Source organism: Agromyces lapidis (assembly GCF_009749405.1).
Taxonomy (GTDB): Bacteria; Actinomycetota; Actinomycetes; order Actinomycetales; family Microbacteriaceae; genus Agromyces; species Agromyces lapidis.
Window position 1 is genome coordinate 342,896 of sequence record NZ_WBIQ01000008.1, and the last position, 25,636, is coordinate 368,531.

Genomic DNA, 25,636 nt, shown 5'->3' on the forward strand with positions numbered 1-25,636 from the left:
GCCGCAGCATCGCTGCACGTGACGGATGCCCCGGGGTTCGCCCCGGGGCATCCGTCGTCGGTGCCGGGTTCGCCCGACCGTCGGTCGAGGAGCGAGCGAAGCTCGTGCATCGAGACCCGTGCGGCCGCCGCGACCCGCCGAGTTCAGCTCAGTTTGGGAGTCTCCCGATAATCGGCTACAGTTGACTCTCGGCGCGGGGCTCCGGTTTCACGCCATTGGGGTATGGTGTAATTGGCAACACGGCTGATTCTGGTTCAGTTGTTCTTGGTTCGAGTCCAGGTACCCCAGCAGAGAGAAACCCCCGGTTCGCCGGGGGTTTTCGTGTTTCTCGGCTGGGGTCACGAGGCGCCCTCGGGTCGTTCATCGCCCTGGGCGGCGCGAGCGCGGCGCTCGGATCGCACCCGCGCAACTGCCGTCGCGGCGATCACGACGGCCGTTGCGATCAGTGCTGCGATGCCGGTCGTCACCGAATGCGGCTCGTCGGCGAGTCGGGCGACGGCGACCCAGCCGAGGCCCCAGCACAGCGACAGGGCGGGGGCGATGCGCCCGCCGCCCCAGAGCGCGAGTGCGACTCCGGCTGCGGCCGCGACGGCCAGCACGAGCACCGCCCAGATCTCGGGGTCGAGGCCGAAACCGTCGAAGCCGACGGCGACGAGCACCGCGGTGGCGTTGGCCGCGGTCGCGATGACGACCCATCCGAGGTACAAACCGATCGATCCGTCGGCGACGACCGCCTCGACCCGGTTCTTCGGGGGCGCGCTGCGCAGCACGACGAAGAGTCGGCAGAGCACGGCGAGGAGGACGACGATGATCGGCAGGCTGAGGACGAGGAGGTCGAGCTGCACGCTCGAGATCCAGACGGCGTTGAGCACCAGCGATGCGGTCACCCACCACCCGAGCCGGCGCTGGCGCTCGTCGTGGCGCTGGGCGGGAAGCGCCTGCCAGATCGCGTAGGCGAGCATCCCGGCGTAGATCACGCTCCAGATGCGGAACGCGCCGGTGCCGGGGGCGATCAGCGTCGAATCGGCGTCGAGCGCACCGCCGGCCGCGTCCTGGATCGGCGTGCCGACGACGACACCGGAGCCGATGAACGCCGCGACGATCGCGAGCACCGAACTGACGAGGACGACGACCTGCCTGGCGGCGTCGCGCGGACCGGCGGCATCGTGGATCGATGAGCGGGAAGCGGTGGCGGTCACGAGTGCATTCCTTCCGTCGCATTGCGGTGCTCCGTCAGCTTCGCATCCCGGCGGTCGGGCGTCAGCCCCGTTGACATCGCGACGCCTCCGCCCCGACTATGCACAAGAAGACTTGTACAAAAAGCCTTGTGCATCTATCGTGGTGCGCATGGAGACGACCCCCGACCCCGATGGCATCCGCGACATCGTCGACGCCGATGTGCTGAAGGCGTTCACGCATCCGCTGCGCAACCGCCTGTACGACCTGCTCGCCGTCGACGGGCCGGCGACCGTCTCGATGCTCGCCGAGCGGGCGGGCGTCGCGATCGGCAGCGTGAGCCACCACCTCGGCATCCTGGCCAGGGCGGGGCTCGTCGTCGAGGCGCCCGAACTCGCCCGCGACGCCCGCGAGCACTGGTGGCAGCGTGCGCAGCGCGGCATCCGCTGGTCGTCGTCGCGCCTCGCCGACCCGGCGGCGCGCACGATCGCCGACTCGCTCGAGGCGCAGATGCTCCAGGAGCAGCACGACCGGGCCCGGCAGTGGCTCGACGAGCGCGACGCGCGGCCCGAGTGGTCCGAGGTCGCGTTCGCGCACCAGTCGCGCCTCTGGCTCAGCCCCGCAGAGCTCGCCGAGCTCGACGAGGCGATCGTGGCCCTGGTCCGCTCGTACTCCGGGCGCGACCACGACGGGCGGGAGGCGGTGCTCATGTGGGCGCGCGCGTTCCCGAACCGGCCGTGAGCGTCGAGCAGGCCCGGCGCCCCGAGGGGGCTTCGGGTTCGGAGGTCGCGGAGGTGGTGCTGCGGGCCCCGGCGGCCCCTGCACGGGGCGCGGGCGGCGGGGGCCTTCGGCGCAACCGAGACTTCCTGCTGCTCTGGGCGGGGGAGGCGGCGTCGGTCACCGGCGCCGGGATGACCAGCGTGCTGCTGCCGCTCGTCGCCGTCGACCTCCTCGACGCCTCGGCGACGTGGATGGGTGTCATCGCCGCGGCCACCTGGCTGCCGTGGCTCGTCGTGGGGCTGCCCATCGGCGCATGGGTCGACGGCCGGTCGCCGCGCGGCGTGATGATCGGCGCGAACACGGTCTCGATGCTGGCGTACGCCTCGGTGCCCCTCGCCGCGATCATCGGCGTGCTGAACCTCTGGCAACTGGTCGTGGTCGCGCTCGTCGTCGGCACGGGCACGATCGCGTTCAGGTCCGCGTACACGAAACTGCTCGTGCGCATCGTGCCCGAGCACGATCGGCCGGTCGCCAACAGCCTGCTGTTCGGCACCGAGAATGCCGCCAACACGGTGGGGCCCGGGCTCGGCGGCCTCGTCGGCCAGCTCGTGGGCCCGGTGAAGGGCATGCTCGGCGAGGCGCTCGGACTCGCGATCTCGCTCGTCTGCCTCGTGCTGATGCGGCCGCACCTCGCGGCGTCGACGCCGCGTCGCGAGCCGCTCCGGGCGTCGGTGCGATCGGGGCTCCGGCTCGTGTTCGGCGACCGGCGGCTGCGGTTCTTCGCCCTCCAGGGGGCGGTCGCGAACTTCGGACTCATCGGTCAGCAGGCCGTCCTCGTGCTGTGGCTGAGTCGCGAACTGCAGCTCGACTCCGCCGTGATCGGCATCGTCTTCGCCGTCTCCTCGGTCGGCGGCATCGTCGGTGCGCTGGCCGCGCCCGCGCTCGGGCGCCTGCTCGGCGACGCCCGGGGTGTCAGCATCACGCTGACCGTCGCGGGGCTCATGCTGCCCCTGCTCGCCTTCGCGCAGCCCGGCCCGGTGCTCTGGATCGTGGTCTCGGCGAACGCCGTCGCCGTTGCGGGCATCGTCGCCGCGAACGTGCTGCGTCGCACCTGGGTGCAGTCGTACGTGCCCGAGCACATGCTCGCGCGGCAGAGCACGAGCGCGCAGCTCGTGAACTTCGCGGGCATGCCGATCGCGGGTGTGCTGGCCGGGGTGCTCGCCGAGCAGTGGGGGCCGGCGCCGGTGATCTTCGTCATGGGCGTCGTGGCGCTCGCCGCGAACGCCGCTTCGTGGCTGCAGCCCTGGCTCCGCCGGCGCGACCTCCCGCGCGGCACGGCTGCGATCGCGGAGGAGCGCTGAGCGCAACCTGTTCCGTTCACGCTTGACGTACTACGTCACACATAGTACGTTCGGGGGTGCATCACCCGAAGAGCCGAATGGAGGTCGTGATGATCAGTGCCGACGCGATCCGCGGGTACGTCGACCTCATGGTCCTGTCGCTGTTGCGGCAGCGGCCGTCGTACGCGTACGAGCTCGCACAGCAGATCCACTCCGTGACCGGCGCCGAGTACACGATCAAGCAGACCACGCTGTACTCCGCGGTCAAGCGCCTCGAAGGGGCGGGGCTCGTCACCTCGTACGCCGGGGCATCCGAGTCGGGCAAACCGCGCACCTACTACCGCATCACCGACGAGGGTCTCGCCCACCTCGAGCTGAAGGTCGCCGAGTGGCGCGACACGAAGTCGGTCGTCGACCGATTCATCGAAGGAGTCGAAGCATGAACGTCATCACCGCCTACCTCGAGACGATGTTCGGCGCCTACGCGCCGACCGCGAAGCTGCTCGAGGCGAAGGCCGAGCTGCACACGATGATGGAGGACGCCTACCACGGGTACCTCGCCCAGGGCCTGTCCGAGAACGAGGCCGTCGGCCGGGTCATCACCGAGTTCGGCAACCTCGACGAGCTCGCGCCGCAGCTCGGCATCAGCGCCGAGATCGCGCCTCCGGCGACGGTGCCCGCGGCGGCCGCCGTGCGCCCCGCAGTCGCCCGGCCCGCGCCGGTCACGCAGGAGGAGGCAGAGCGCTACGCCGAGGCGCGCCGCACGGGCGAGCCGCGCCTCGCGCTCGCGGTGGCGATGTTCGTCGTCTCGCCCGCGCCGCTCATCGCACTCGCGACGCTCACCGGCGGCGGCGCGATCGCCCTCGACCCTCAGGTGGGCGTGATGATCGGCCTCGCCTGTCTGCTCGTGATCGTGGCGGTCGCCGTCATGATGACGGTACAGCGAGGTCAGCAGCTCGAGCCGTTCGTGCGGCTCACCACGGGGGCGTTCACGAGATCGCCCGGCGTCGATCGGTGGGCGAGGAACCTCGCGGCCGAGGCGTCGCCCAGGCGCACGACCGCCCTGCAGATCTCGATCGGCCTCTGGATCCTCGCGGTGACCCCGGTGCTCGCCATGAGCCTGCTGGCCCCGAGCGAGGTCACGAACAGCTGGATCGGGGTCGCGGTCGCCGCGATGCTCGGCATCGTCGCCACCGGCCTGCTCATCTTCCTCCCGAGCAACTGGGCGACGTCGGTCGCCGAGACGCTCACCCAGGCCGAGGGCACCGAGGCCGGCGTCGGTGCCGACGGCCGCCGCAGCATCGTCGGGGTGATCTCGGCGTTCTACTGGCCGCTCGTCGTCGTCGCCTTCCTCGCCTGGAGCTTCATCGGCGGCGACTGGGGTCGCTCGTGGATCATCTGGCCGATCGCGGCCGTGCTCTTCGCGGCGATCTCCTCGGGCCTGCACGCGGTGGAGCGCTACCGAACCACCCGCGGGGAGGGCGCGCAGTAGCTGCGAACCGGGCGGACGGTCTGCGCCAGCAGCGTCGGCGGGCGCCGGTAGGGTCCTCGGTGGAGGCTGATGCCGAGCGCCTCCACCGAGCAGGGAGACCGCAGTGAGCGCAGAGATCACCCCCTTCGTCGTGGCCGACCGCGCCGCCTGGCGCGCCTGGCTCGATGCGAACGAAGACGCCTCCGACGGGGTCTGGCTGCTGCTCGCGAAGAAGGGCACCACCGAGCCGACGACGCTGAACTACGCCGAGGCCCTCGACGAGGCGCTCTGCAGCGGGTGGATCGACGGGCAGAAGCGCAGCCACGACGACGCCTGCTTTCTGCAGCGGTTCACGCCGCGGCGGCGCGCCTCGCTGTGGTCGCAGCGCAACATCGGGCTCGTCGAGCAGCTCGTCGGCGAGGGCCGCATGCGCGCGCGGGGGCAGGCCGAGATCGACCGCGCCAAGGCCGACGGACGCTGGGAGCGCGCCTACGCCGGTGCGGCCGCAGCACAGGTGCCCGACGATCTCGCGGCCGCGCTCGCCGCGTCACCCGCGGCAACCGAGCTCTTCGACCGCCTGAACGCCACGAACCGCTACGCCGTGCTCCACCGCATCATCACGGCACCGAGCGCGACGAGCCGGGCGAACCGACTCGCGAAGCTCGTCGGCGGCCTCGAACGGGGCGAGACGCCGTACCCGCAGTGAGTCGGCGCTCACCCGAGCGTCCGGGTCGACGTGAGCGTGAGACATCCGGCCGCACGAACGACCTGTTCGAGGGCGAGCCGGGCAGTGCTTTAGGATAGCCTTACCTGCCTGCTTCGGCCCGAAAGGTCCACCCCCAATGCGTCAGATTCTTCGCCGTGCCGTCGTGCCCGCGATCGCCGTCACCCTCCTGCTCACCGGTTGCGCTGCCGGCGAGACGAGCGGCACCGGTGAGGGCGAGCCCGCCGCCGACGGCGATGCCCTCGTCGTCTACAACGCCCAGCACGAGGAGCTGACCCAGGAGTGGGCCGACGCCTTCACGGACGAGACCGGCATCGAGGTCGTGCTGCGCAACGGCGACGACAGCGAACTCGGCAACCAGCTCGTGCAGGAGGGGGCCGCGTCGAAGGCGGACGTCTTCCTCACCGAGAACTCGCCCGCGATGTCGCTCGTCGAGGAGGCCGGCCTCTTCGCCCCCGTCGACGAGGCGACCCTCGCCCTCGTGCCCGAGCAGTACCGTCCGGCATCGGGCGCGTGGACGGGCATCGCCGCTCGCTCGACCGTGCTCGTCTACAACCCCGAGCTCATCGACGAGTCCGAGCTTCCGGCCTCGCTCCTCGACCTGCAGCAGCCCGAGTGGAAGGACCGCTGGGGCGCAGCGCCGGCGAAGGCCGACTTCCAGGCGATCGTCTCGGCGGTGCTCGAGACGCAGGGTGAAGACGGCGCGCGCGCCTGGCTCGAGGGCATGGCCGAAAACGCGGTCGAGTACCGCAACAACATCGTCACCATGAAGGCGGTCAACGCCGGCGAGGTGCCGGTCGGCATCATCTACCACTACTACTGGTACCGCGATCAGGATGCCGCGGCCGAAGACAGCGGCAACACGAAGCTGCACTACTTCGGCAAGCAGGATCCCGGTGCGTTCGTCAGCATCTCGGGCGGCGGCGTGCTGAAGAACGCGCAGCACCCCGATGAGGCCCAACAGTTCCTCGCGTTCATCGCGGGCGAGCAGGGCCAGCAGATCCTCGGCGAGGGCTACAGCTTCGAGTACCCGGTCGCCTCGGGCGTGCCCGCCAAGGCCGAGCTGCCTCCGCTCGAGACCCTCGACGCGCCGGTGATCGACCCGTCGTCGCTCAACGGCCCGAAGGTCATCGAACTCATGACGGAAGCCGGTCTGCTCTGACCACGACCGAGACCGCGCCGCCGACGGTCGCGACGCATCGGCGTCGGGCGCCCGTCGGCCTGGTCGTGATCGTCGCGGTGCTCGCCGCGGGCGCGCTCGTGCCGATCGCCTACGTCGTGCAGGCCGCATTCGCGATGGGCTGGGCCGAGCTCTCGGCGCTCGTGTTCCGCCCGAAGGTCGGCGAGCTGCTCGTCAACACCGTGCTGCTCGTCGTCATCGGCGTGCCGGCGAGCGTCGTGCTCGGCGTCGGTTCGGCCTGGCTCGTCGAGCGCACGGCCCTGCCGGCGCGGCGCCTCTTCGCCGTCGGCTTCGTCGCACCGCTCACCATTCCGGCGTTCGTCGCGAGCTACGGCTGGGCGAGCGCGATCCCCTCGATCAGCGGACTCTGGGGCGGCGTGCTCGTCGCCGTGCTCGCCTACTTCCCGCTCGTCTACCTGCCCGCGCTCGCGGCGATCCGCGGCCTCGACCCGGCGCTCGAAGAGTCGGCGAGAGCGCTCGGCATGGGCTCGTGGGGTGTGTTCGCCCGGGTCGTGCTGCCGCAGTTGCGGCTCGCGGTGCTCGGCGGTGCCCTCGTCGTCGCGCTGCACCTGCTCGCCGAGTACGGCGCCTTCGCCTTTCTGCGATTCGACACCTTCACGACCGCCATCGTCGTCGCGTACCAGGCGACCTTCGCCGGCCCGAACGCCGCGGCGCTCGGGCTCGTGCTCGCGGTGCTCTGCCTCGCCCTGCTCGCGCTCGAGTCGCTCGCGCGCGGCAGCGGCCGCGCCCGATACGCGCGGGTCGGCAGCGGTTCGTCCCACCCGCCCGCGCGACTCCCGCTCGGCAGGCTCGCCCCGCTCGCGGTCGCCGCGTCCACGGCCGTCGTCGTCGCGGCGACCGTCGTGCCGCTTGCGAGCGTCGTGCGCTGGCTCTTCGCGGCCGACGCATTCGAGTTCGCCGCGCTCGTGCCGGCGACCCTGCAGACCCTCGGCCTCGCGATCGGCGGCGCCGTCGGCGCGATCCTCGTCGCGCTGCCCTTCGCGTGGCTCTCGGTGCGCTACCCGGGGCGGCTCTCGCGTCTCCTCGAGGGGGCCGCCTATCTCGCGAGCAGCCTGCCGGCGATCATCGTCGCCCTCGCCCTCGTCGCCACGACGCTCGCCTTCGCGCCCGGGCTGTACCAGACCGCGTTCACCGTGATCGTCGCCTACGTCGTGATCTTCCTGCCTCGGGCGCTCGTGCCGTTGCGGGCGGGGCTCGCGCAGGTACCCGAATCGCTCGAGGAGGCGGCGCGCTCGCTCGGCCTCGCGCCCTGGACGGCCCGCCTGCGGGTCACCGCCCCGCTGCTGGTTCCGGCAGTCGCCGCGGGCGGCGCCCTCGTCGCGCTCGGTGCCGCGAACGAGCTCACCGCGACGCTCCTGCTGGCCCCGACGGGCACGCGCACCGTCGCGACCGGCTTCTGGTCCGCGGCATCCTCGCTCGACTACCCGGCTGCCGCACCGTACGCGGTACTGCTCGTACTGCTCTCGGTGCCTGCGGTCGCCCTCATGTTCGCCCACGCCACCCGACGGAGCCTCTGATGACCCTGCGTCTCGACCGCGTCACGAAGTCGTTCGGCAGCACCGAGGTGCTGCACGAGGTCTCGCTCGAGGTGCCCGACGGCACCCGGCTCGCGCTCGTCGGTTCCTCGGGCAGCGGCAAGAGCACGCTGCTGCGGCTCATCGCGGGCTTCGAGCGCCCCGATGCCGGCACGATCTCGCTCGACGGACGCGAACTCGCGAGCCCGTCGTCGGTGATGCCCGCGCACCGTCGCGGCATCGGCTACGTCGCCCAGGACGGCGCGCTCTTCCCCCATCTCTCGGTGGCGCGCAACATCGCTTTCGCACTGCCGCGGGGCGCCGGGCGAGCGGCACGGGTGCGCGAACTCATGGAGCTCGCCTCGCTCGACCCCGCCCTCGCCGACCGCATGCCGCACGAGCTCTCGGGCGGGCAGCAGCAGCGCGTCGCGCTGGCGCGGGCGCTCGCGCTGCGCCCCGGCGTGATCCTGCTCGACGAGCCGTTCAGCGCGCTCGACACGGGGCTGCGGTCGCAGACGCGCAGCGCCGTCATCGACGTGCTCGAGCGCAGCGGGGTGACTGCGGTGCTCGTCACCCACGATCAGGACGAGGCGCTCTCGTTCGGCCAGCAGGTCGGGGTGCTCGCAGGCGGTCGGCTCGTACAGGCGGGCGATCCGGCTGCCGTCTTCGACGCGCCGATCGATGCGGGTGTCGCCGAGTTCCTCGGCGACGTCGTGGTGGTGCCGGCGCGTTCGGCGGGCACCGACCTCGCCGACTGCGCATTCGGATGCCTCGCGGTGCGCCACGATCGCAGCGGCGGTGCCGAACGTGTCTGCGCGATGCTTCGGCCCGAGCAGCTGCGACTCGATCCGAGCGGGGGCGAGGGCAATGCGACCGTCGTCGCGGTGCGCCGCACGGGCGCCTCGGCCGAGCTGCGCCTGCGGCTCGGCGCCGCAGAGTTCCCGGTCGAGGTGACGCACCGCGTGCCGCTGCACGAGGCGGGCCGGTTCGAGCCCGGCTGCCCGGTGCGAGTCGCCGTCGACGGCGGCGTGGTGCTCTACCCCGAGGGCGATCAGCCCCCGACTGCGGCGACCGCACCGGTCGCCTGAACGGCGGCCCCGCCGTCGGCGGTGTGGCACGGTCGGCGTGAGCCGGCTCGGCGCGCTCCTGATCGGCGCGCCGTCGAGCGCGCTGCGAGGGCCGTCCGCGCGCGACCCGCGATCCGCGATGCGCGAACGCTCACGACGAGGTAGACGCGCCACGCGAGCACGCCGACCATGAGCGAGAGGAGCGTTCCGAGCCACGGCGCGCTCTGCTCGAACGGCGGATAGACCTGCCAGTGGGTGAGATAGATGAACATCGAGGCGCTCGCGAGCGTCGCGACGATCGGCACGATCACCCGCGGCAACGGCACCGCGCGAACCCAGATGAGGGCGAGGATCCCGCCCGCGACGATCGCCTCGCGGCCGGGCTCGCCGAAGAAGCCGAATGAGGTCGCGACGGCGATCGCCGAGACGAGCAGCCTGCGCGCGGTCGTGTCGGCGCGTGCGACGAGCCAGCCGAGGGCGATGAGCCAGACCACCACGGCCGCGCTGTACCGCTCGACGAACTCGGCCTGCGGGCCGGCGATCGCGAACCGCGCCGCGAGCGCGACCGCGAGTGCGCCGAGCGCGAAGCCGAAGGGGGCTCGGCGTTCGAGCCGGTCGACGGCTCGCACCGCGAAGAGCAGGGCCAGCCCGACGATGGTCCAGATCGCCGCTTCGAGGAACCAGAACTGCCACTGCTCGTTCCAGCGGCCGTCGCTCGGCACGAGGTTGTTCACGAGCAGCGCCGTCGTCGGCCGGTACTGCCCGGTGACGAGTGCGACGGCGCCGATCCAGAGCACCGCGGGCACCGCGATCTGCACCGCGCTGCGCGCGAGTCGACGCACTCTGGTCGACCCCGGCACCGCGGCGAGCTGGAACCTGGCGAGGTTGTAGCCGGCGACCGCGAGCAGCACGTGCGCGCCGCCCTTGAGCATGAACAGGTCGGCGTGGGTGCCGACGATCAGCACGATGGCCGCGGCGCGCAGCACCGCGGGCGTTTCGAGGCGCACCGCCCAGGGGCGGCGACGCCCGACGGTGCGGTTCCGGGGCGCGGAGCGCGGTTCGCATGCCACGGTCGTCGTGCTGCCCTCGACCCCGCCGCCCTCGTCGCCCCCGGCTCGCCGCGCACCGAGTTCGCCGAGCTCTCGCGCACTGAGCGTCGGCCACTCGCGGGGCAGCGCACCGAGCAGTTGTTCGAGTCGCAGCGACACCTCGATGTAGCTGAGCGAGTCGCCGCCGAGCCCGGCGAAGGAGTCGTCGGGCGAGGCGTTCGGCACGCCGAGCAGGGTCGCGAGGAGTTCGCGCACGCGTTCGGGGAGGTCATCGGAGGCCGCCGTCGTCGGATTCGTGCCGCCTGTGGCGGCCGCGGGGCCGAGCACGCGTTCGTGGTCGGCGGCGAAGCGCAGCAGGGCCGCGGTGTCGGGCTTGCCGCTCGCCGTGCGCGGGAACTCGGCGACCGCGTAGCCCACGACCGCGTGGGGCGGGAGCCCCGTGAGCGCAGCGACGCGCTCGCGAGCGGCGGCGACGAGTCGTTCGGCGGTCGCGAAGACGAGCAGCCGCTCGTCGTCGCTCGCGAGGCGCGCGGCGATCCCCTCCTCGGCGAGGAGCCGTTCGACGCGGTCGAGGTCGAGGCGCAGACCGAACACCTTCGCGAAGCGGTTCGCCCGCCCGACGACCTCGAACAGCCCGTCGTCGCGTCGTCGTGCGAGGTCGCCCGTACGGAGTTCGTGCACCGTGCGACCGAGCGCGAAGTCGGCCGGCCGTTCGGCGTAGCCGAGCATCACGTTCGGGCCCTCGTACACGAGTTCGCCGACGCCGTCGCCGAACGACGCGTCACCGGGCTGCGGGGGGCCGCTCGGAGCATCCGATTCGACGTCGCCGAGCGCGTCGATGCGCAGCCGACCGCCGGGGATCGGCAGGCCGATCGCCCCGGCGGCGCTCGCCGCGAGCGCGGGCGGCAGGTACGCCATGCGTGCCGTCGCCTCGGTCTGGCCGTACATGACGAACAGCTCGAAGCCGCGGCGCTCACCGAGCTCGGCGAACCGGCGCACCGCGTCGGGCGCGAGGCGCCCGCCGGCCTGGGTGAGGTAGCGCAGGCTCGGCAGCTCGCGTTCGGCGAAGCCGCCCGCTTCGAGCAGTTCGAAGGTGTACGGCACGCCCGCGAACGAGGTGATGCGGTGGTCGCTCGCCTCGCGCCAGAAGGTCTCGTCGGTCACCGAGCGATCGGTCAGCAGCAGGCTGGCGCCGGCGAGCAGGTGGCTGTTCACGACGGAGAGCCCGTAGCAGTACTGCAGCGGCAGCGTCGTGGCGGCACGGTCGGTGGGGGAGAGGCGCAGGTACTCGCCGATCGCGGCGGCGTTCGACCGGAGGTTCTCGGCGGAGAGGCGCACGAGCTTCGGTGATCCCGTCGAGCCCGAGGTGCTCGCGAGCAGGGCGAGATCGGGGTGGAACTCGTGGCGGCTGCCCGTTCGGCGTTCGATGAGGTTCCATCTGCTCGCCTCGGTGCCGGGTCGCGCGTCGCCGCTCGCGGCCGCGATCACGTCGGGGTCGAAGCGCTCGACGAGCGAGGCGAGATTGCGCTGTGCCGCTTCGTCGCCGGTCTCGCCGGCGATGAAGAGCACGGGATGGCCGCTCTCGACTGCGGCGAGGTAGGTGACGATCGGCTCGAGCGCGTTCGCGGCCTCGATCATCACGAGCCTGCGCGTGGTGCCGAGCTCGTGCCGACGCTGGGCGACCCGCTCGCCGAGCTCGGCGTAGTCGACGGTCCGACCCTGCGCGATGAGGGCAGGCGCGTCGGGGCGCCCGCCGAGCAGGGACAGCCCGACGGCGAGTGAGGTCGAGGGCATGGTGCTGGGCTTTCGGGGTGGGGGTCGGCGTCGAATTCGAGCGGGAGTTAGCTTAGCCTAACCAACCTCGTTCGATTCTCAGTCCACCTCGCTCGCGAAGGCGCCTGCGTGCGGCCGGGCGTGGGCCGTCCGCTGTCACCCGTCAGGCGCGCACAGCGCGATCCAACGGGGTGCGCGGCCGCTCGGCCGCGCACCCCGCAACCTCACGACAGCGCGACCGCCTTCGCCGCGCGCTCGCCCGAGGTGACGGCGCCGTTCAAGAACCCGTAGTACTCGACGCTCGTGTGCTCGCCCGCGAAGTGCACGTTACCCTCCGGCGTCTGTCCGACGCCGAACAGCTCGGTGTACTGGCCGGGTCGCTGGCAGGTGTACGCACCCTTCGACCAGCGGTTCGCCCACCAGAAGTCGCGGTACGCCTTGCCCGAGTACGCGGCGGTCACGCCGGGGTGGATCGGTTCGAGCTGCGCGAGCAGTCCCGCGACCTGCTGCGTGCTCGGCACGCCGAAGGCCGGCCCCGACCAGGCCTTCACCTGGTCGCCCGACGGGAAGAAGTTGAAGATGCCGGTCGGCAGCGGGTGCGAGGCGGTGTCGTCCCAGCCGCACTGGAAGCCCGACGGGTTCGTGTACGTCGAGCCGCCGTAGCCGTTCTCGACCCAGGGGCGGTGGTCGAGCTGCACGTGCACCTTCGCATTCGCGCCGAGCCCCAGCTCGTCGATCGCGCGCCGGGTGAGTGGCGAGAAGCCCGACTGGCTGAGATCGCAGTCTTTGAGGGTGGTGAAGGGCAGCGCGAGGATCACCCGGTCGACCGTCTTGTCGACCGTCGAGTTGCCGACCGCGAAGCTCAGCCGCACCGTGCCGTCGACGTTGCGCTTCACGGCGATGAGCTCGTGCCCGTAGCGCACCGCGTTCGCCGGCAGTTCGGCGATCATGCGGGTGACGATCTGGTCGTTTCCGCCGCGCACCACGTACTTCTCGTCGGCGCCGTTGACGGGCGAGAGGCTGTTCTGCCCGTTCCAGCCGAGCAGGTACACGAGGTTCAGCGCCGACTGCTCGTGCGACTCCAGTCCGTACTCCGCCATGACGTTCGAGCGCATGAGCTTCGCGAATCGGCTCGAGAGGCCGCCGGGCACTTTCTGGGCGAGCCAGTCGTCGACGCTCATGTTGTCGAGGGCGACCCCGGCGGCGGTGTGGGCGTCGAAGGTCTGGCAGTACGGGGCCGCGGCGAGATCGGCCTTCATGGCGCTGTAGACCTGACCCCAGTCGGCGTTGGCGTCGTCGTAGGAGTAGTCGGCGCCGTCGATCCAGTACTTGTCCTCCCAGCCGTTGTAGCTGCCGCCGTCGACGACGTCGATGGACAGACCGAGATTCGAGGCGAGGTTGCGGATCGCGTTGTGGTCGGTGTTGATGAGGGCACCGCCGTGCTCGACGACGATGCCCTCGTCGAAGTGGCCGCGCAGGCTGTAGCAGCGGCCGCCCGGGCGGGCGCTGCCCTCGTAGATCGTGCTCGCGATGCCCTTGGTCCGCCAGAGCCAATGGGCGGCACGCGTTCCGGCGAGGCCGGCACCGACGATCGCGACGCTCGGGGCGGGCGGCTTGGCGGTCGGGGCGGCGGCGAAGGCGGGCGCCGGCCCGGCCATCGCGAGCGCGGCACCCGCGCCGGCGACGCCGGCGACCCGCAGCGCGTCGCGGCGGCTGAGCGACGAGCGTTCGGCGGCGTCGGCCGAGGCGGATGCTGCGCGCTCGAGCACCTCGTCGACGGGGACCCCGGTGCGCTCGGCCTCGCCGTGCGCTCGGAGGATCCGCCCGAGTCGGGCGGTCTGCGGCGTGGTGCCGCGTCGGAAGACCATCATGGAGAACCTCACTGTCCGTATCGGTGGAGTGTTGCCTGACGTGGTGTTGCCGATGTTGCGGTGGTGCCGGTGGTGCCGGTGGTGCCGGTGGTGCCGATGTTGCCGATGTTGAGTTCGTGGGGCGGTGCCGTCGACGCGGCCCGTTCGCTTCCGCCTCAGTGCAGCAGGCGCTCCGCGACGAGTTCGCCGACCAAGAGTTCGGTGAGCACCGCGACGCGGGCGTCGTCGTCGTGCGCGTGGCGGATCGCGAACTCCGACCCGGGCAGTTCGCCGCCGACGGACGCCCATCGCGAGCCGCGCTCGCGCATCCACTCGAGCGCCTGCCCGTCCCAGTGCGAGCCGGCGAAGACGAGCGCACGGTAGTCCTGCGTCTTCGTGAGGTACACGTCGACGTGCGACCAGTCGCCCGTCTCCGAGGCGAAGGCGCCGCGCCGCGGCACCTCGCGCAGCATGAGCGCCGATTGCTGGGCGCTCGAGAGGCGTTCGGCTGGAGCCAGGGTCCATGCCCCGTCGGGCCCGGCGACGAGCTCGGTCGCGGCCTCGAGCCAGTCGGCGGATGACTCGAGCAGCCCCGCGTTCGCCGTGGCCGCCCGTCGCACGACCTCGGCGTCGAACCGGCCCGCGGGGTCGAGACCCGTCAGCGCGCCGAGCACCCCGTCGAGCACGGGGAACGTCGCCCGGAACGTGCGGCACGCGACCCCCGAGGCCTCGACCCCGGCGCCGAGCCCGACGACCGCGTCGGCCCGGGCGGCCAGCGCCGAGTCGGGGCGATTGGTGACCGCGATCAGCGGTGCCGCGCCGCGGTAGCGCTCGATGGCACGCAGCACCTCGACGCTGCCGCCCGTCGCCGACACCGCGACGACGGCCCGCCCCGGGGTCGGCGGCGGCAGCTCGTCGACGCTCGCCAGCTCGACCGTCGCATTCGCGCCGGCCGCACGGAACCGACGTGCGACGACGTCGGCGGCGTAGCGGCTCGAACCCATGCCGAGCACCACCACCGACGGGTGCTCACCGAGCCCGGCGCCGACGGCCGCGACCTCCTCGAGTCCCGGCAGGCCGGCATCCAGCGTGCCGGCGAGGCGCTCGAGCGTCTCGGGGATCAGTTCGAGGTCGGATCGGAAGGCGGCGGTGTCCATGGCAGCTCCTGGCGGTCGTTCGTCGAGGGGTGGCGGTGGGTGAGCGCGGCGTCGGGGGCGTACTGCCAGCGCGGCAGGAAGCGGGCCGCGTAGCGCAGCTCGGCGGCGAGCTGCTCGGCCTCGAACCCCGCGAGCAGGGTCGCGTCGAACAGCTCGGGACGCCGGAGCGCGTCGAGGTAGCCCGCGAGGAGCGCCGCTCGTGCTCGATCGGCCCACGCGAACGACGCCGGGTCGGCACGGCCGAGCCGCTTCTGCGCGACCGCCGCGACGAGGTCGACGGAGACGAGCAGGTGGGCGAGATCGCGGGCCGCGCTGTCGGGGCGGCCCCGCTCGGTCTCGTCGTGCTGCGGGTCGCCGTCGAAGTCGATCACGGTGTAGCGATCATCGGTCTCGCCGTGCTCGCCGGGGGAGCGGAGCACCTGCCCGAGGTGGAGGTCGCCGTGGATCGGGAAGACGAGGCCGGGCGCGCTCGCGGCGAGCGACGCGACGGCGGCTTCGAGCGAGGGCAGCCGGTTGCGAAGACGATCGCCGGCTGCGCCCCCCGTCTCGTCGACGGCGCCCGCGAGCGTCGCCGCGGCGCGGCGCACGCGCGCGTCGGGGGCACCGTCGGGCGCGGGGGATGCCTCGGCGGCGAGCGCCTCGTGGATCTCGGCGACGCGGCGGCCGAGCGTCGTCGGCCACTCGGGGTCGTCGCGCTGGCCGATCGTCACGGCGACGGCGTCGTCGACCGCCCAGGTCCAGCCGTCCTCGGCGCCGGGCAGGTAGTCGGTGACGACGGCGAGCACGCCGGTGCCGTGCACCGGGTGGCGCCAGCGGACGGTGCCGCGGAGGCGCTCGACCCCGCCGACCCCGGCCAGGTCGAGTCGTTCGAGCAGCCGGGCCGAGCGCTCGGCCGCCCCCCAGTTCGCGACGAGCTTGACGATGATCCGCTCGTCGACGATGACCGAGACGTTCGTCTGGTCGACCGTGATCGCGCGCTCTGCTGCGGTCTCGGGCGACACCGTGGCATCCACCGTCGCAGCGAGCGCGCGCGCGACGCCGTCGCCGGCCGCGACCCGGCGACCGTCGAGTCGCACGAGCCCGTCGGCGTCGACGGCGAGCGTTCGGCCGCCGATCGGAAGGAGTTCGCCACTGAGCATCGAATTCATTGAATTCGGATTGTAACTATTCCGCAACCCCCGGATATTCATTGAGCTGAAGTCATTGCGGTTTCTTGACGCGTGCTGCAAGAATCGCTCAACCTGCCCGTCGAAGTTCAGGAGTCACGATGTCGTACCCGTTCCGCCGTCTCGCCCTCGCCGGGGCGGCCGCCGGCCTGCTCGCCCTCACCGCCTGTTCGTCGGCCGATGCCGGCGGCGGCGAAGCGCTCGACCCCGAGGCCGACCTCAGCGAGCAGACGCTGACGGTCTCGATCTGGGCCGACTACTACCCCGAAGACCTCGCCGCCCAGTTCGAGGAGGCGACGGGCGTGAAGACCACGATCGTCAACCACACCACCAACGAGGACATCGTCGCGAAGCTCACCGCGAGCGCCGACTCGGGCATCGACGTCGCCTTCGTGTCGGGCCAGTACGCCCAGGCCCTCGGTGAGCAGGGCCTGCTCGCCGAACTCGACAAGGCGCTCATCCCGAACGAGAAGAACCTCTACCCCGAGGCGCTCGAGCTCGCCTACGACGAGGGCAACGTCTACTCCGAGCCCTACGCGTGGGGCACCACGGGCCTCTGCTACCGTCCCGATCTCACGGGCTTCGCGCCGACGTCGTGGAACGACCTGCTGGCCCCGAAGCCCGAACTCGTCGGCAAGACGACGATGCTCTCGACCGACCGCTGGCTCGCGATGCCCGCGCTGAAGGCGCTGGGCTACTCGGTCAACACCACCGACGACGCCGAGCTCGCCGAGGCTCAGGCCCAGCTGATCGAGACCAAGCCGACGCTGCTCGCCTACGACGACACGACGTTCTACTCGAAGCTCGTCTCGGGCGAGGCCGCGATGGTCGAAGCCTGGGACGGCTGGTGCAACTACGGCATCGCCGAAGACCCGACCATCGAGTTCGTCGTGCCCGACGAAGGTGCCGACCTGTGGGTCGACACCATGACGGTGCTCGAGTCGTCGCAGAACAAGGAGGCCGCGATGGCCTTCCTCAACTACATCCTCGACCCCGAGGTGCAGACCTGGGTCGCCGAGAACATCCTCTACAAGGTGCCCAACCAGGCCGCCATGGAGGCGCTCGACCCCGCCCTCCTCGAGTCGTACCCGACCCTCGGCATCACCGTCGACGAGCTCTTCGAGCAGGAGGTCATCGTCGACCTCGGCGAGGACTCGCTGAAGTACGTCGACCTCAACTCCGAGGTCCTGGCGACCAACTGATCCCCGTGACCACCACCTCCCACGAGGCGACCCCCGGCGTGCGCGCGAGCCGCGCGCGTCGGGGGCTCGCCCCCGTCCCGTTCCTGGCGCCGGGAATGATCTTCCTGATCGTCTTCATGGCGATCCCGGTCGGCCTGCTCGCGTTCTACACCTTCTTCAAGCGCGGCCGCTTCGGCGGGCTCGTCTTCGAGTTCACCCTCGACAACTGGGTGAAGCTCACCGAACCGCTCTACCTCGGCGTCATCGCCCAGTCGATCGGCATGGCGCTCGTCGTCACCCTGCTCGCGCTCGCGCTCGGCTACCCGATGGCCTATGCCATCGCCGGCCTCTCGCCCAAGTGGCGCACGGTCGCCCTCATCGCCGTCGTGCTGCCGTTCTGGACGAACTTCCTCGTGCGCACCTACGCCTGGATCCTGCTGCTGAACAACGCGGGACTGGTGAACCAGGCGCTGCAGGGCCTCGGCATCATCGACGACCCGATCAGCATGCTGTACACGCCGCAGGCGATCGCGATCGGGCTGCTGTACATGTACCTGCCGCTCATGGTGCTGCCGCTCTACGCGTCGCTGCAGCAGCTCGACCCCTCGCTGCGCGAGGCGGCGACGAACCTCGGCGCGAACCCGTGGCGGGCCTTCCGCACCGTCACCCTGCCGCTCTCGCTGCCGGGGGCGCTCACCGGTTGCGTCTTCGTCTTCGTGCCGGCCATGTCGAACTTCGTCATCCCCGAGCTCATCGGCGGCGGCAAGACGATCATGGTCGGCAACCTCGTGCGCGACCAGTTCTTCGAGGCGCGCGACTGGCCCTTCGGCGCGACGCTCGCGCTCCTGCTCACGATCATCCTCGTGCTCGTGATCGTCCTGCAGTCGGCGGTCTCGCGCCGCGTCACCGAAGGGGGCCGCCGTGGCTGACCCGATCACGCGACCGCGGCGTCGATTCCGCGGCATCCTCGTGCCCCTCTGGCTCGGCTACGTGTTCCTCTACCTGCCGATCCTCGTCGTCGTGATCATGAGCTTCAACGACTCCGAGAACCTGTTCGTGTGGCGCGGCTTCTCGCTGCGCTGGTACCCCGAGGTGTTCGCCGACGGCGCCCTCATGCAGGGACTCGGCAACACGCTCGTCGTCGCGACCGGGGCGACCGCGATCGCGACGGTGCTCGGCACGCTGCTCGCCTACGGGATCCAGCACTACACGCGCGGCGGCTTCGTGCGGGCGTTCGCGATCGCCCCGGCGATCCTGCCCGACCTGCTGCTCGGCATCGGCCTGCTCACGCTGTTCGCGCTGCTCGGCATCACACTCGGACTGCACTCGGTGATCCTCGCGCACGCAGTGTTCGCGACGGCCTTCGTCACCGCGATCGTGCTCGCCAGGATGGCGAGCATCGATCCGAGCCTCGAAGAGGCGTCGCGCGACCTCGGCGCCGGTCCCGTGCGCACCTTCCTCAAGGTGACGTTGCCGCAGCTCGCCCCGGGCATCGTGGCCGGCGCGCTGCTCGCGTTCACGCTCTCGCTCGACGAGTTCGTGATCGCCTTCTTCACGACGGCGCCGACCCAGCCCACGTTGCCGATCGTCATCTACTCGATGGTGCGCTTCGGGGTGACGCCCGAGGTCAACGCCCTCGCCACCCTGCTCCTCTTCGTGAGCGTCGTGACCGTGATCGCGGCGCAGCGTCTGACCCGACTGACTGGATCCTCGAAATGACCACTGCCCCTCTGCTCCGGGTCGACGGCGTGCGCGCCGTCTACGGCGACACGGTCGCCCTGCACGGCGTCTCGCTCGACATCGCCCACAACGAGTTCTTCGCGCTGCTCGGCCCCTCGGGCTGCGGCAAGACCACCCTGCTGCGCTCGATCGCGGGCTTCGAACGGCCGGCCGCAGGCCGTATCGAGCTCGAGGGCACCGACCTCCTGGGCATGCCGCCGCACCGGCGGCCCGTGAACATGATGTTCCAGAGCTACGCGCTCTTCCCGCACCTGAGCGTCGAGCGCAACGTCGCGTACGGTCTCGAGGCCGAAGGCGTCGGCGCCGCCGAGATCCGTCGCCGCGTCGGCGAGGTGATGGAGGCGGTGCGCCTCGCGCCGCTCGCCAAGCGCCGCCCCGGCCAGCTCTCGGGCGGGCAGCGGCAGCGCGTCGCGCTCGCCCGCGCCATCGTGAAGCGTCCGAAGCTGCTGCTGCTCGACGAGCCGCTCTCGGCGCTCGACCGGCAGGTGCGCGCCTCGATGCAGCTCGAGCTCAAGCGCCTGCAGCACGAGGTCGGCATGACCTTCGTGGTCGTCACCCACGACCAGGAGGAGGCCATGTCGATGGCCGATCGCATCGCGGTGCTGCGCGACGGCCGCCTCGAGCAGCTCGCGACACCGCAGGAGCTCTACCGCGCCCCGGCGAGCCGATTCGTGGCGTCGTTCATCGGCACGGCGAACCTCCTCGACGGCCGGGCGACGGCGGCGGGCATCGCCGTCGAGGGCCTCGGTGAGGTGCCCGTGCCGCACTCGCTCGCCGCAGGCGAGGACGCGACGCTCGTCGTGCGGCCCGAGCACGTGGTGCTGGCGCCGGTCGCGGGCGCGTCGTCGGCCGGTGTGCTCCGGGGCGAGGTCGTCGACACGTACTTCCTCGGCGGTGCGTCGACGGTCTCGATCGAGGTGGCGGGGCTGCCGGCCCCGATGCTCGCGACGGTGCCGGGCACGACCGAGTTCGCGCGCGGCGCGGGTGTCGAGCTCCGCTTCGGCGAGGCCTCGCTCGTCTCGCGGGATCCGGCCGAGCCCGGCTCGGTCGGCACGTCGATCCCGACGAGCGCGATGCCGGCGGTGCCCGCCGATCAGTCGGCGAGCGTGTGACCGGTCGCGAGCCTCGCGTACGCGAGCAGCAGTTCGCGGGCGCCGTCGTGATCGATGGTGGGATGCTTCGCCACGATCCGGTAGCCGTACGCGTCCTCGAGGGCGACGAGGTTGCGCGCGATGACGAGCGAGGGCTGCGCGAGTGCGAACAGGCCGCGCGCGGCGCCCTGCTCGAGCACGACCTGGTACATGCCGACCTGTCGGTCGTAGAGCGTCGTGAGCAGCGAGGCCATCAGCCCGTCGCGGCCGGCCGAGCCGCCGAGCTCGCAGAGCAGGCGCACCTCGGCGTCGTCGGGGCCGCTCGGCAGCCCCGAGGCGACGAGGGCGATGAGCCGGGCCACCGGGTCGTCGGGAAGGCTCTCGAGCATGCGCACGCGCTCCTCGTAGAAGCGCTCCATGCCGGCGCGGTTCGCCTCGAACATGAGCTCGTCGATGTCGGGGTAGTAGTAGAGCACCGCGCTCGAGGTGAGGCCGGCCTCCTCGGCGACGCGGTTCAGGCGAGCCCCTTCGGGGCCGTGCGCGGCGATCGCGCGCTGCGCGGCGGCGACGAGCTGGCTGCGTCGCTCCTCCTGGCGCTTCGGTCGGGCCATCGAGCACTCCTTCGTGCGAATCGAATTGTCTGTGCTGGTGCTCAATATTAGGGCGAAAGCTCTTGAAAAGTCTGGCAAACACGCGCCAGAATTCTCTAAACTCCGATACAAGAAACTCGTATGAGAGGTCGATGATGACTGACGGACGACTGACGATCCTGTTCATGCCCGAGAGCGCCTACGGGCCGACGAACAACTGCATCGGCATCGGGCACGCGCTGCTCGAGCGCGGCCACCGCGTCGTCTTCGCCGCCGAGCGCTCGTGGGAGGGCAAGCTCGCCGCACTCGGCTTCGAGGAGGACCTGGTCGACCTCGCGCCGCCCGCCGACGACGCCGACGACGCCGCCGAGCAGGACGCCGGGCAGTTCTGGAAGGACTACATCAGGGAGGTCTCGCCCGAGTTCCGCAAGACGACCGCCGAGCAGCTCGAGACGGTCACCCTCCCGATCTGGCAGGCGCTCGTCGACGGCGCGAAGTACTGCGAGCCGCAGCTGCACGCCATCATCGACCGCGTGCGCCCCGACGTCATCATCGAGGACAACGTGATCGCGTTCCCCGCCCTCGTCACCGCCGGCGTGCCGTTCGTGCGGATCGTGTCGTGCAACCCGCTCGAGGTGCCGGGCGACGAGATCGCTCCGGTGTTCTCGGGCCTCGCGGCCGAAGACCGGGCGGCGTGGCCGGCGTTCCGCGCCGAGTACGAGCGCACCCATCGGCAGCTCTGGCAAGAGTTCGACGCCTGGGTGCAGGAGCAGGGGGCGCCCGCGCTGCCCGAGCTCGAGTTCATCCACCACGGCGACGAGAACCTCTACGTCTACCCCGAGGTGCTCGACTACCACGGCGAGCGGCCGCTCGACGAGACCTGGCACCGCCTCGACTCCTCGGTGCGCCAGACCGAGCAGGCGCCCGCCGACCTGCCCGCCTCGTTCACCGACGGCAGCCGCCCGCTCGTCTACTTCAGCCTCGGCTCGCTCGGCTCGGCCGACGTCGAGCTCATGCAACGGGTCATCGCCGCGCTCGCCGACCAGCCGGTCAACGTGATCGTGTCGAAGGGGCCGCTGCACGGGGAGTTCGAGCTCGCCGACAACATGTGGGGCGCCGAGTTCCTGCCGCAGACCACGATCCTTCCGCTCGTCGACCTCGTCATCACCCACGGCGGCAACAACACGACGACCGAGGCACTGCATTTCGGCAAGCCGATGGTGCTGCTGCCGCTCTTCTGGGACCAGTACGACAACGCCCAGCGCGTGCACGAGCAGGGCTACGGCCTCCGGCTCGACCCGTACCGCTTCACGCCCGAGGAGCTCGCGGGAGCCGTGCGCTCCCTGCTCGACGACGTCGCACTGCGCGAGCGCGTCGCGGCCGCCGGCGCCGACATCCGGTCGCGCGACGGGCTATCGGCCGCGGCCGACGTGATCGAGCGCGTCGGCTCGCGGGAACGGGTGTGAGCGCGGTCGAGGCGCAGGCGCAGGTGCAGGCGGCCCTCGCCGACGCGGCGCCGCGACCCTACTGGACCGATCGCGCCGGCGACGGTGCTGCCGCTGCCAGGCCTGCGCTCACCGCCCCGGCCGACGCCGACCTCGTCGTCATCGGCGCCGGATTCACCGGCCTGTGGACGGCCTGGCGGGCGCTCGAACGCGACCCCGGGGCATCCGTCGTCGTGCTCGAGGCCGAGCGCGTCGCGCACGGCGCGACCGGTCGCAACGGCGGGTTCGTGTCGAGTTCGCTCACGCACGGGCTCACGCACGGCACGGCGATCTGGCCCGAGCAGGTCGGCGCCCTGCACGAAGAGGGCGAACGCAACCTCGACGAGCTCGTGACCACGATCGAGCGGGCGGGCATCGACTGCGCGCTGAGCCGAGCCGGCAAGACGACGCTCGCGATCGAGCCGTGGCAGCTCGACGGGCTTCGCGAGGCGCACGAGCTGGGGGCGCGGCACGGCGTCGAGCTCGAGCTGCAGGATCGCGACGAGGTGCAGGCCGACGTGCACTCGCCGAGCTATCTCGGCGGCCTGCGCGACCGCACGGGCACGGTGCTCATCGACCCCGCGCGGCTCGCCTGGGGCATGGCCGCCGAGCTCGAACGCCGCGGGGTGCGCATCTTCGAGGCATCCGCGGCCACCGGCATCGACCGGCAGGGCGAGGGGGTGCGCGTGCGCACCGCCCTCGGTCACGTCGATGCGCGGAACGCGGTCGTCGCGACCGCCGCCTATCCGTCGCCGCTCCGGCGACTCGGCAACTACATCATGCCGCTCTACGACCACGTGCTCATGACCGAGCCGCTCGACGAGGCGCAGCGCGCCGCAGTCGGCTGGGCCGAGGGGCAGGGACTCACCGATGCGGGCAACCAGTTCCACTACTACCGCCCCACCGCTGACGGGCGGATCCTGTTCGGCGGCTGGGACGCGGTCTACTACTTCGGCGGCAAGGTCGACGCGCGGCTCGAACAGCGCGAGGCCTCGCACGAACTGCTCGCACGGCACTTCTTCGAGACGTTCCCGCAGCTGGGCGGGCTGCGCTTCACGCACCGCTGGGCCGGCCCGATCGACTCGACCACCCGGTTCACGGCGGCATACGGCACGGCCCGCGGCGGCAGGGTCGCCTACGCGGTCGGGCACACCGGCCTCGGCGTGGGCGCATCGCGATTCTCGGCGGATGTCGCGCTCGACCTGCTGGCGGGGGAGCCGACCTCGAGGCTTCGGTACGACATCGTGCGGCGGCGGCCGTTCCCCATCCCGCCCGAGCCGCTGCGCAACCCGATCGTCCAGTTCACCCGGCGCTCGATCCTCGCGGCCGACGCGCACGAGGGGCGGCGCAACCTGTGGCTGCGCACGCTCGACCGCTTCGGCCTCGGGTTCAACTCCTGACCACCGGGCCTCCGGCCCGCTCGACCGCTCTCGAAAGGAGCACCTCATGACGACCGGCACCTTCATCGGGGAGTACCGCCCCGGCACCGGCGGCGACGCCGTCATCACGAACCCGGCCACCGAAGAGCAGGTCGCGGCGTTCACCGCCTCTGGCGTCGCCGACGTCGACGAGGCCGCGGCCGCGGCCCGCGCCGCGCAGCCCGCGTGGGCGGCGAAGACGCCGGGGGAGCGCTCGCTCGCGCTGCTGCGCCTCGCCGACGCGATCGAGGCCGACGCCGAACACCTCGCGAAGCTCGAGGTCGAGGATTCGGGCAAGCCCTGGACGACCGCCTTCGACGGCGAGCTGCCCTTCGGCATCGACAACCTCCGCTTCTTCGCGGGTGCGGCGCGATCGCTCGACGGCACCGGCGCGGGGTCGTTCTCGAACGGCTACACCTCGATCCTCACGCGGCGCCCCGTGGGCGTCGTCGCCGGCATCACGCCGTGGAACTTCCCGCTCATCATGGCGATCTGGAAGGCCGGCCCCGCGCTCGCCGCCGGCAACGCGGTGATCGTGAAGCCGGCGCCGGCCACGCCGCGCACGACACTGCGCTTCGCGGAGCTCGCCGTCGAGGCGGGACTTCCGGCCGGCATCTTCAACGTCGTCACGGGCGACGCCGAGGTCGGGCAGGCGCTCGTCACCCACCGCGAAGTCGACATGGTGAGCGTCACCGGCTCGACCCAGACGGGAAAGGCCGTCATGCGCGGCGCGGTCGACGGCGTGAAGCGCGTGCACCTCGAGCTGGGCGGCAAGGCGCCCGTCATCGTCTTCGCCGACGCCGACCTGGGCGCGATGGCCCAGGCCGTGACGATGGGAGCGACCTACAACTCGGGGCAGGACTGCACCGCGGCCACGCGCGTCTATCTCGAGCGCTCGGTCTACGACGACGGGGTCGCGGCGCTGCGGCAGGCGGTCGCCGGTGTGGTCGCGGGCGACCCGATGGACCCGGCGACCCATATCGGCCCGCTCGTCTCGCGGGCGCACCGCGAACGCGTCGAGGGCTTCGTCTCGCGGGCCGTCGCCGAGGGGGCCGAGGCGCTCGTCGGCGGTCGGTCGCTCGACGGCATCGGCTCGTACTACGCTCCGACCCTGCTCGTCGGCGCGGCCCAGTCGTCGGAGATCGTGCAGGGCGAGGTCTTCGGGCCGGTGCTCGTCGTGCTGCCCTTCGACGGCGAGGCCGAGGGCATCGCGCTCGCGAACGACAGCGCCTACGGGCTCGCCTCCTCGGTGTGGACGAGCGACGTCGGACGCGCGCTGCGCGTGAGCCAGTCGCTCGACGTCGGCGTCACCTGGGTGAACGACCACCTGCCGATCGCCTCGGAGGCGCCGCACGGCGGCGTGAAGGGCTCGGGCTTCGGCAAGGACATGTCGATCGAGCCGCTGCTCGACTATTCGGTCACACGGCACCTCATGATCCGGCACGCGCCGCCGCCCGAGACCAGCGGGTTCCGGCCGGCGTGAGCCGGCGGCCGGGTGCGCACGATGCGCAGATCCCCGGCGACGACGAAGCGACGATGACGATGACGATGACGATGACGAGGAGACGACGATGACGGGGCGGATCACGAAGGCGGTCATTCCTGCGGCGGGGTTGGGGACTCGGTTCCTGCCGGCGACGAAGGCGATGCCGAAGGAGATGCTGCCGGTGGTGGACAAGCCGGCGATCCAGTATGTGGTCGAGGAGGCGGTTGCGGCTGGTCTGACTGATGTGTTGATGATCACGGGTCGGAACAAGAACGCGTTGGAGAATCACTTCGATCGGGTCGCGGAGTTGGAGGCGACGCTGGAGCGGAAGGGTGATACCGCGAAGCTGCAGAAGGTGAACGAGTCGACTGATCTGGCGGACATGCATTATGTGCGGCAGGGTGACCCGTTGGGGCTCGGGCATGCGGTGCATCGGGC

At 71.6% G+C, this 25,636-nt stretch carries 22 protein-coding genes and 1 tRNA gene; 17 read left to right on the forward strand and 6 right to left on the reverse strand.

All coding sequences use genetic code 11. The features are described 5' to 3' along the window. The first annotated feature begins 216 nt into the window (after positions 1 to 216). A tRNA-Gln gene (locus GQQ93_RS14360) sits at positions 217 to 288 on the forward strand. Between the two features lie 50 nt (positions 289 to 338). On the opposite strand, the gene GQQ93_RS14365 is transcribed toward GQQ93_RS14360, so the two are convergent. Next, positions 339 to 1,199, reverse strand: a complete 861-nt coding sequence (locus GQQ93_RS14365) for a TspO/MBR family protein (protein ID WP_246192337.1) — start codon at positions 1,197 to 1,199, stop codon at positions 339 to 341. 148 nt (positions 1,200 to 1,347) lie between these two features. Here GQQ93_RS14365 and GQQ93_RS14370 point away from each other — a divergent pair, with 148 nt between their 5' ends. The 8 genes from GQQ93_RS14370 to GQQ93_RS14405 all read left to right on the forward strand — a co-directional run bounded on the left by GQQ93_RS14370 (position 1,348) and on the right by GQQ93_RS14405 (position 9,234). Beyond that, on the forward strand, positions 1,348 to 1,917 hold the full coding sequence (locus tag GQQ93_RS14370; RefSeq protein WP_157424904.1) for an ArsR/SmtB family transcription factor: 570 nt from the start codon (positions 1,348 to 1,350) through the stop codon (positions 1,915 to 1,917). Next, positions 1,914 to 3,257 carry an MFS transporter gene (locus GQQ93_RS14375; RefSeq protein ID WP_170296209.1) on the forward strand — a complete coding sequence of 448 codons (1,344 nt, stop codon included), beginning with the start codon at positions 1,914 to 1,916 and terminating at the stop codon, positions 3,255 to 3,257. Before GQQ93_RS14370 ends, GQQ93_RS14375 begins: the two co-directional genes overlap by 4 nt. Positions 3,258 to 3,346: 89 nt before the next feature. Further along, positions 3,347 to 3,679 (forward strand): PadR family transcriptional regulator, encoded by a 333-nt coding sequence (locus GQQ93_RS14380; RefSeq protein ID WP_157424906.1) that lies wholly within the window; start codon positions 3,347 to 3,349, stop codon positions 3,677 to 3,679. Continuing rightward, positions 3,676 to 4,728, forward strand: coding sequence for a permease prefix domain 1-containing protein (locus GQQ93_RS14385; RefSeq protein WP_157424907.1), 1,053 nt, complete (start codon positions 3,676 to 3,678; stop codon positions 4,726 to 4,728). The genes GQQ93_RS14380 and GQQ93_RS14385 overlap by 4 nt, the downstream gene beginning before the upstream one ends. A gap of 103 nt (positions 4,729 to 4,831) precedes the next feature. Beyond that, entirely contained in the window at positions 4,832 to 5,413 is a 582-nt protein-coding gene (locus tag GQQ93_RS14390; RefSeq protein ID WP_157424908.1) for a YdeI/OmpD-associated family protein, read from the forward strand. Between the two features lie 136 nt (positions 5,414 to 5,549). Further along, positions 5,550 to 6,593, forward strand: coding sequence for an iron ABC transporter substrate-binding protein (locus GQQ93_RS14395; protein WP_157424909.1), 1,044 nt, complete (start codon positions 5,550 to 5,552; stop codon positions 6,591 to 6,593). Between the two features lie 65 nt (positions 6,594 to 6,658). Then, positions 6,659 to 8,149, forward strand: coding sequence for an ABC transporter permease (locus GQQ93_RS14400; protein WP_246192338.1), 1,491 nt, complete (start codon positions 6,659 to 6,661; stop codon positions 8,147 to 8,149). Next, complete coding sequence (locus tag GQQ93_RS14405) at positions 8,149 to 9,234, forward strand: ABC transporter ATP-binding protein (protein WP_157424910.1); 1,086 nt, start codon at positions 8,149 to 8,151, stop codon at positions 9,232 to 9,234. The genes GQQ93_RS14400 and GQQ93_RS14405 overlap by 1 nt, the downstream gene beginning before the upstream one ends. On the opposite strand, the gene GQQ93_RS14410 is transcribed toward GQQ93_RS14405, so the two are convergent. The 4 genes from GQQ93_RS14410 to GQQ93_RS14425 all read right to left on the reverse strand — a co-directional run bounded on the left by GQQ93_RS14410 (position 9,198) and on the right by GQQ93_RS14425 (position 16,190). Further along, positions 9,198 to 12,056: an AMP-binding protein gene (locus tag GQQ93_RS14410; RefSeq protein ID WP_157424911.1), complete on the reverse strand. Its 2,859-nt coding sequence runs from the start codon at positions 12,054 to 12,056 to the stop codon at positions 9,198 to 9,200. The two genes, GQQ93_RS14405 and GQQ93_RS14410, sit on opposite strands and share 37 nt — an antisense overlap. 203 nt (positions 12,057 to 12,259) lie before the next feature. Beyond that, positions 12,260 to 13,906 (reverse strand): flavin monoamine oxidase family protein, encoded by a 1,647-nt coding sequence (locus GQQ93_RS14415; RefSeq protein ID WP_170296210.1) that lies wholly within the window; start codon positions 13,904 to 13,906, stop codon positions 12,260 to 12,262. A 155-nt stretch (positions 13,907 to 14,061) separates the two neighbouring features. Next, positions 14,062 to 15,042, reverse strand: a complete 981-nt coding sequence (locus tag GQQ93_RS14420) for an SIS domain-containing protein (RefSeq protein WP_157424913.1) — start codon at positions 15,040 to 15,042, stop codon at positions 14,062 to 14,064. After that, positions 15,006 to 16,190 carry a hypothetical protein gene (locus tag GQQ93_RS14425; RefSeq protein ID WP_157424914.1) on the reverse strand — a complete coding sequence of 395 codons (1,185 nt, stop codon included), beginning with the start codon at positions 16,188 to 16,190 and terminating at the stop codon, positions 15,006 to 15,008. Before GQQ93_RS14425 ends, GQQ93_RS14420 begins: the two co-directional genes overlap by 37 nt. A gap of 119 nt (positions 16,191 to 16,309) precedes the next feature. Here GQQ93_RS14425 and GQQ93_RS14430 point away from each other — a divergent pair, with 119 nt between their 5' ends. Genes GQQ93_RS14430 through GQQ93_RS14445 form a run of 4 tightly spaced genes read left to right on the forward strand, consistent with a single transcriptional unit; the run spans position 16,310 to position 20,241 of the window. Beyond that, complete coding sequence (locus GQQ93_RS14430) at positions 16,310 to 17,410, forward strand: polyamine ABC transporter substrate-binding protein (protein WP_157424915.1); 1,101 nt, start codon at positions 16,310 to 16,312, stop codon at positions 17,408 to 17,410. 5 nt (positions 17,411 to 17,415) lie between these two features. Continuing rightward, positions 17,416 to 18,318, forward strand: a complete 903-nt coding sequence (locus tag GQQ93_RS14435; RefSeq protein WP_212277348.1) for an ABC transporter permease — start codon at positions 17,416 to 17,418, stop codon at positions 18,316 to 18,318. Next, entirely contained in the window at positions 18,311 to 19,108 is a 798-nt protein-coding gene (locus tag GQQ93_RS14440) for an ABC transporter permease (protein ID WP_212277349.1), read from the forward strand. The genes GQQ93_RS14435 and GQQ93_RS14440 overlap by 8 nt, the downstream gene beginning before the upstream one ends. Beyond that, a complete protein-coding gene (locus GQQ93_RS14445) occupies positions 19,105 to 20,241 on the forward strand; it encodes an ABC transporter ATP-binding protein (RefSeq protein WP_157424916.1) in 1,137 nt (378 codons plus the stop codon). The genes GQQ93_RS14440 and GQQ93_RS14445 overlap by 4 nt, the downstream gene beginning before the upstream one ends. On the opposite strand, the gene GQQ93_RS14450 is transcribed toward GQQ93_RS14445, so the two are convergent. Further along, positions 20,223 to 20,831, reverse strand: a complete 609-nt coding sequence (locus GQQ93_RS14450) for a TetR/AcrR family transcriptional regulator (RefSeq protein WP_157424917.1) — start codon at positions 20,829 to 20,831, stop codon at positions 20,223 to 20,225. The genes GQQ93_RS14445 and GQQ93_RS14450 overlap by 19 nt on opposite strands. 134 nt (positions 20,832 to 20,965) lie before the next feature. On the opposite strand from GQQ93_RS14450, the gene GQQ93_RS14455 reads away from it, so the two are divergent. From GQQ93_RS14455 to GQQ93_RS14470, 4 genes are all read left to right on the forward strand, one after another. Next, positions 20,966 to 22,276, forward strand: a complete 1,311-nt coding sequence (locus GQQ93_RS14455; protein ID WP_157424918.1) for a glycosyltransferase — start codon at positions 20,966 to 20,968, stop codon at positions 22,274 to 22,276. Continuing rightward, complete coding sequence (locus tag GQQ93_RS14460) at positions 22,273 to 23,694, forward strand: NAD(P)/FAD-dependent oxidoreductase (RefSeq protein ID WP_212277351.1); 1,422 nt, start codon at positions 22,273 to 22,275, stop codon at positions 23,692 to 23,694. Before GQQ93_RS14455 ends, GQQ93_RS14460 begins: the two co-directional genes overlap by 4 nt. Positions 23,695 to 23,740: 46 nt before the next feature. After that, entirely contained in the window at positions 23,741 to 25,195 is a 1,455-nt protein-coding gene (locus tag GQQ93_RS14465; RefSeq protein ID WP_157424919.1) for an aminobutyraldehyde dehydrogenase, read from the forward strand. An 88-nt stretch (positions 25,196 to 25,283) separates the two neighbouring features. After that, the coding region (locus tag GQQ93_RS14470) for a sugar phosphate nucleotidyltransferase (protein ID WP_157424920.1) at positions 25,284 to 25,636 on the forward strand (353 nt) is incomplete at its 3' end.

Bases quoted from the DNA above. Each gene is read 5' to 3' on its own strand.
- GQQ93_RS14370 (WP_157424904.1), top strand. From the start codon at position 1,348: ATGGAGACGACCCCCGACCCCGATGGCATCCGCGACATCGTCGACGCC.
- GQQ93_RS14380 (WP_157424906.1), top strand. From the start codon at position 3,347: ATGATCAGTGCCGACGCGATCCGCGGGTACGTCGACCTCATGGTCCTG.
- GQQ93_RS14385 (WP_157424907.1), top strand. From the start codon at position 3,676: ATGAACGTCATCACCGCCTACCTCGAGACGATGTTCGGCGCCTACGCG.
- GQQ93_RS14395 (WP_157424909.1), top strand. From the start codon at position 5,550: ATGCGTCAGATTCTTCGCCGTGCCGTCGTGCCCGCGATCGCCGTCACC.
- GQQ93_RS14405 (WP_157424910.1), top strand. From the start codon at position 8,149: ATGACCCTGCGTCTCGACCGCGTCACGAAGTCGTTCGGCAGCACCGAG.
- GQQ93_RS14410 (WP_157424911.1), bottom strand. From the start codon at position 12,056: ATGCCCTCGACCTCACTCGCCGTCGGGCTGTCCCTGCTCGGCGGGCGC.
- GQQ93_RS14415 (WP_170296210.1), bottom strand. From the start codon at position 13,906: ATGATGGTCTTCCGACGCGGCACCACGCCGCAGACCGCCCGACTCGGG.
- GQQ93_RS14420 (WP_157424913.1), bottom strand. From the start codon at position 15,042: ATGGACACCGCCGCCTTCCGATCCGACCTCGAACTGATCCCCGAGACG.
- GQQ93_RS14425 (WP_157424914.1), bottom strand. From the start codon at position 16,190: ATGAATTCGATGCTCAGTGGCGAACTCCTTCCGATCGGCGGCCGAACG.
- GQQ93_RS14430 (WP_157424915.1), top strand. From the start codon at position 16,310: ATGTCGTACCCGTTCCGCCGTCTCGCCCTCGCCGGGGCGGCCGCCGGC.
- GQQ93_RS14445 (WP_157424916.1), top strand. From the start codon at position 19,105: ATGACCACTGCCCCTCTGCTCCGGGTCGACGGCGTGCGCGCCGTCTAC.
- GQQ93_RS14450 (WP_157424917.1), bottom strand. From the start codon at position 20,831: ATGGCCCGACCGAAGCGCCAGGAGGAGCGACGCAGCCAGCTCGTCGCC.
- GQQ93_RS14455 (WP_157424918.1), top strand. From the start codon at position 20,966: ATGACTGACGGACGACTGACGATCCTGTTCATGCCCGAGAGCGCCTAC.
- GQQ93_RS14465 (WP_157424919.1), top strand. From the start codon at position 23,741: ATGACGACCGGCACCTTCATCGGGGAGTACCGCCCCGGCACCGGCGGC.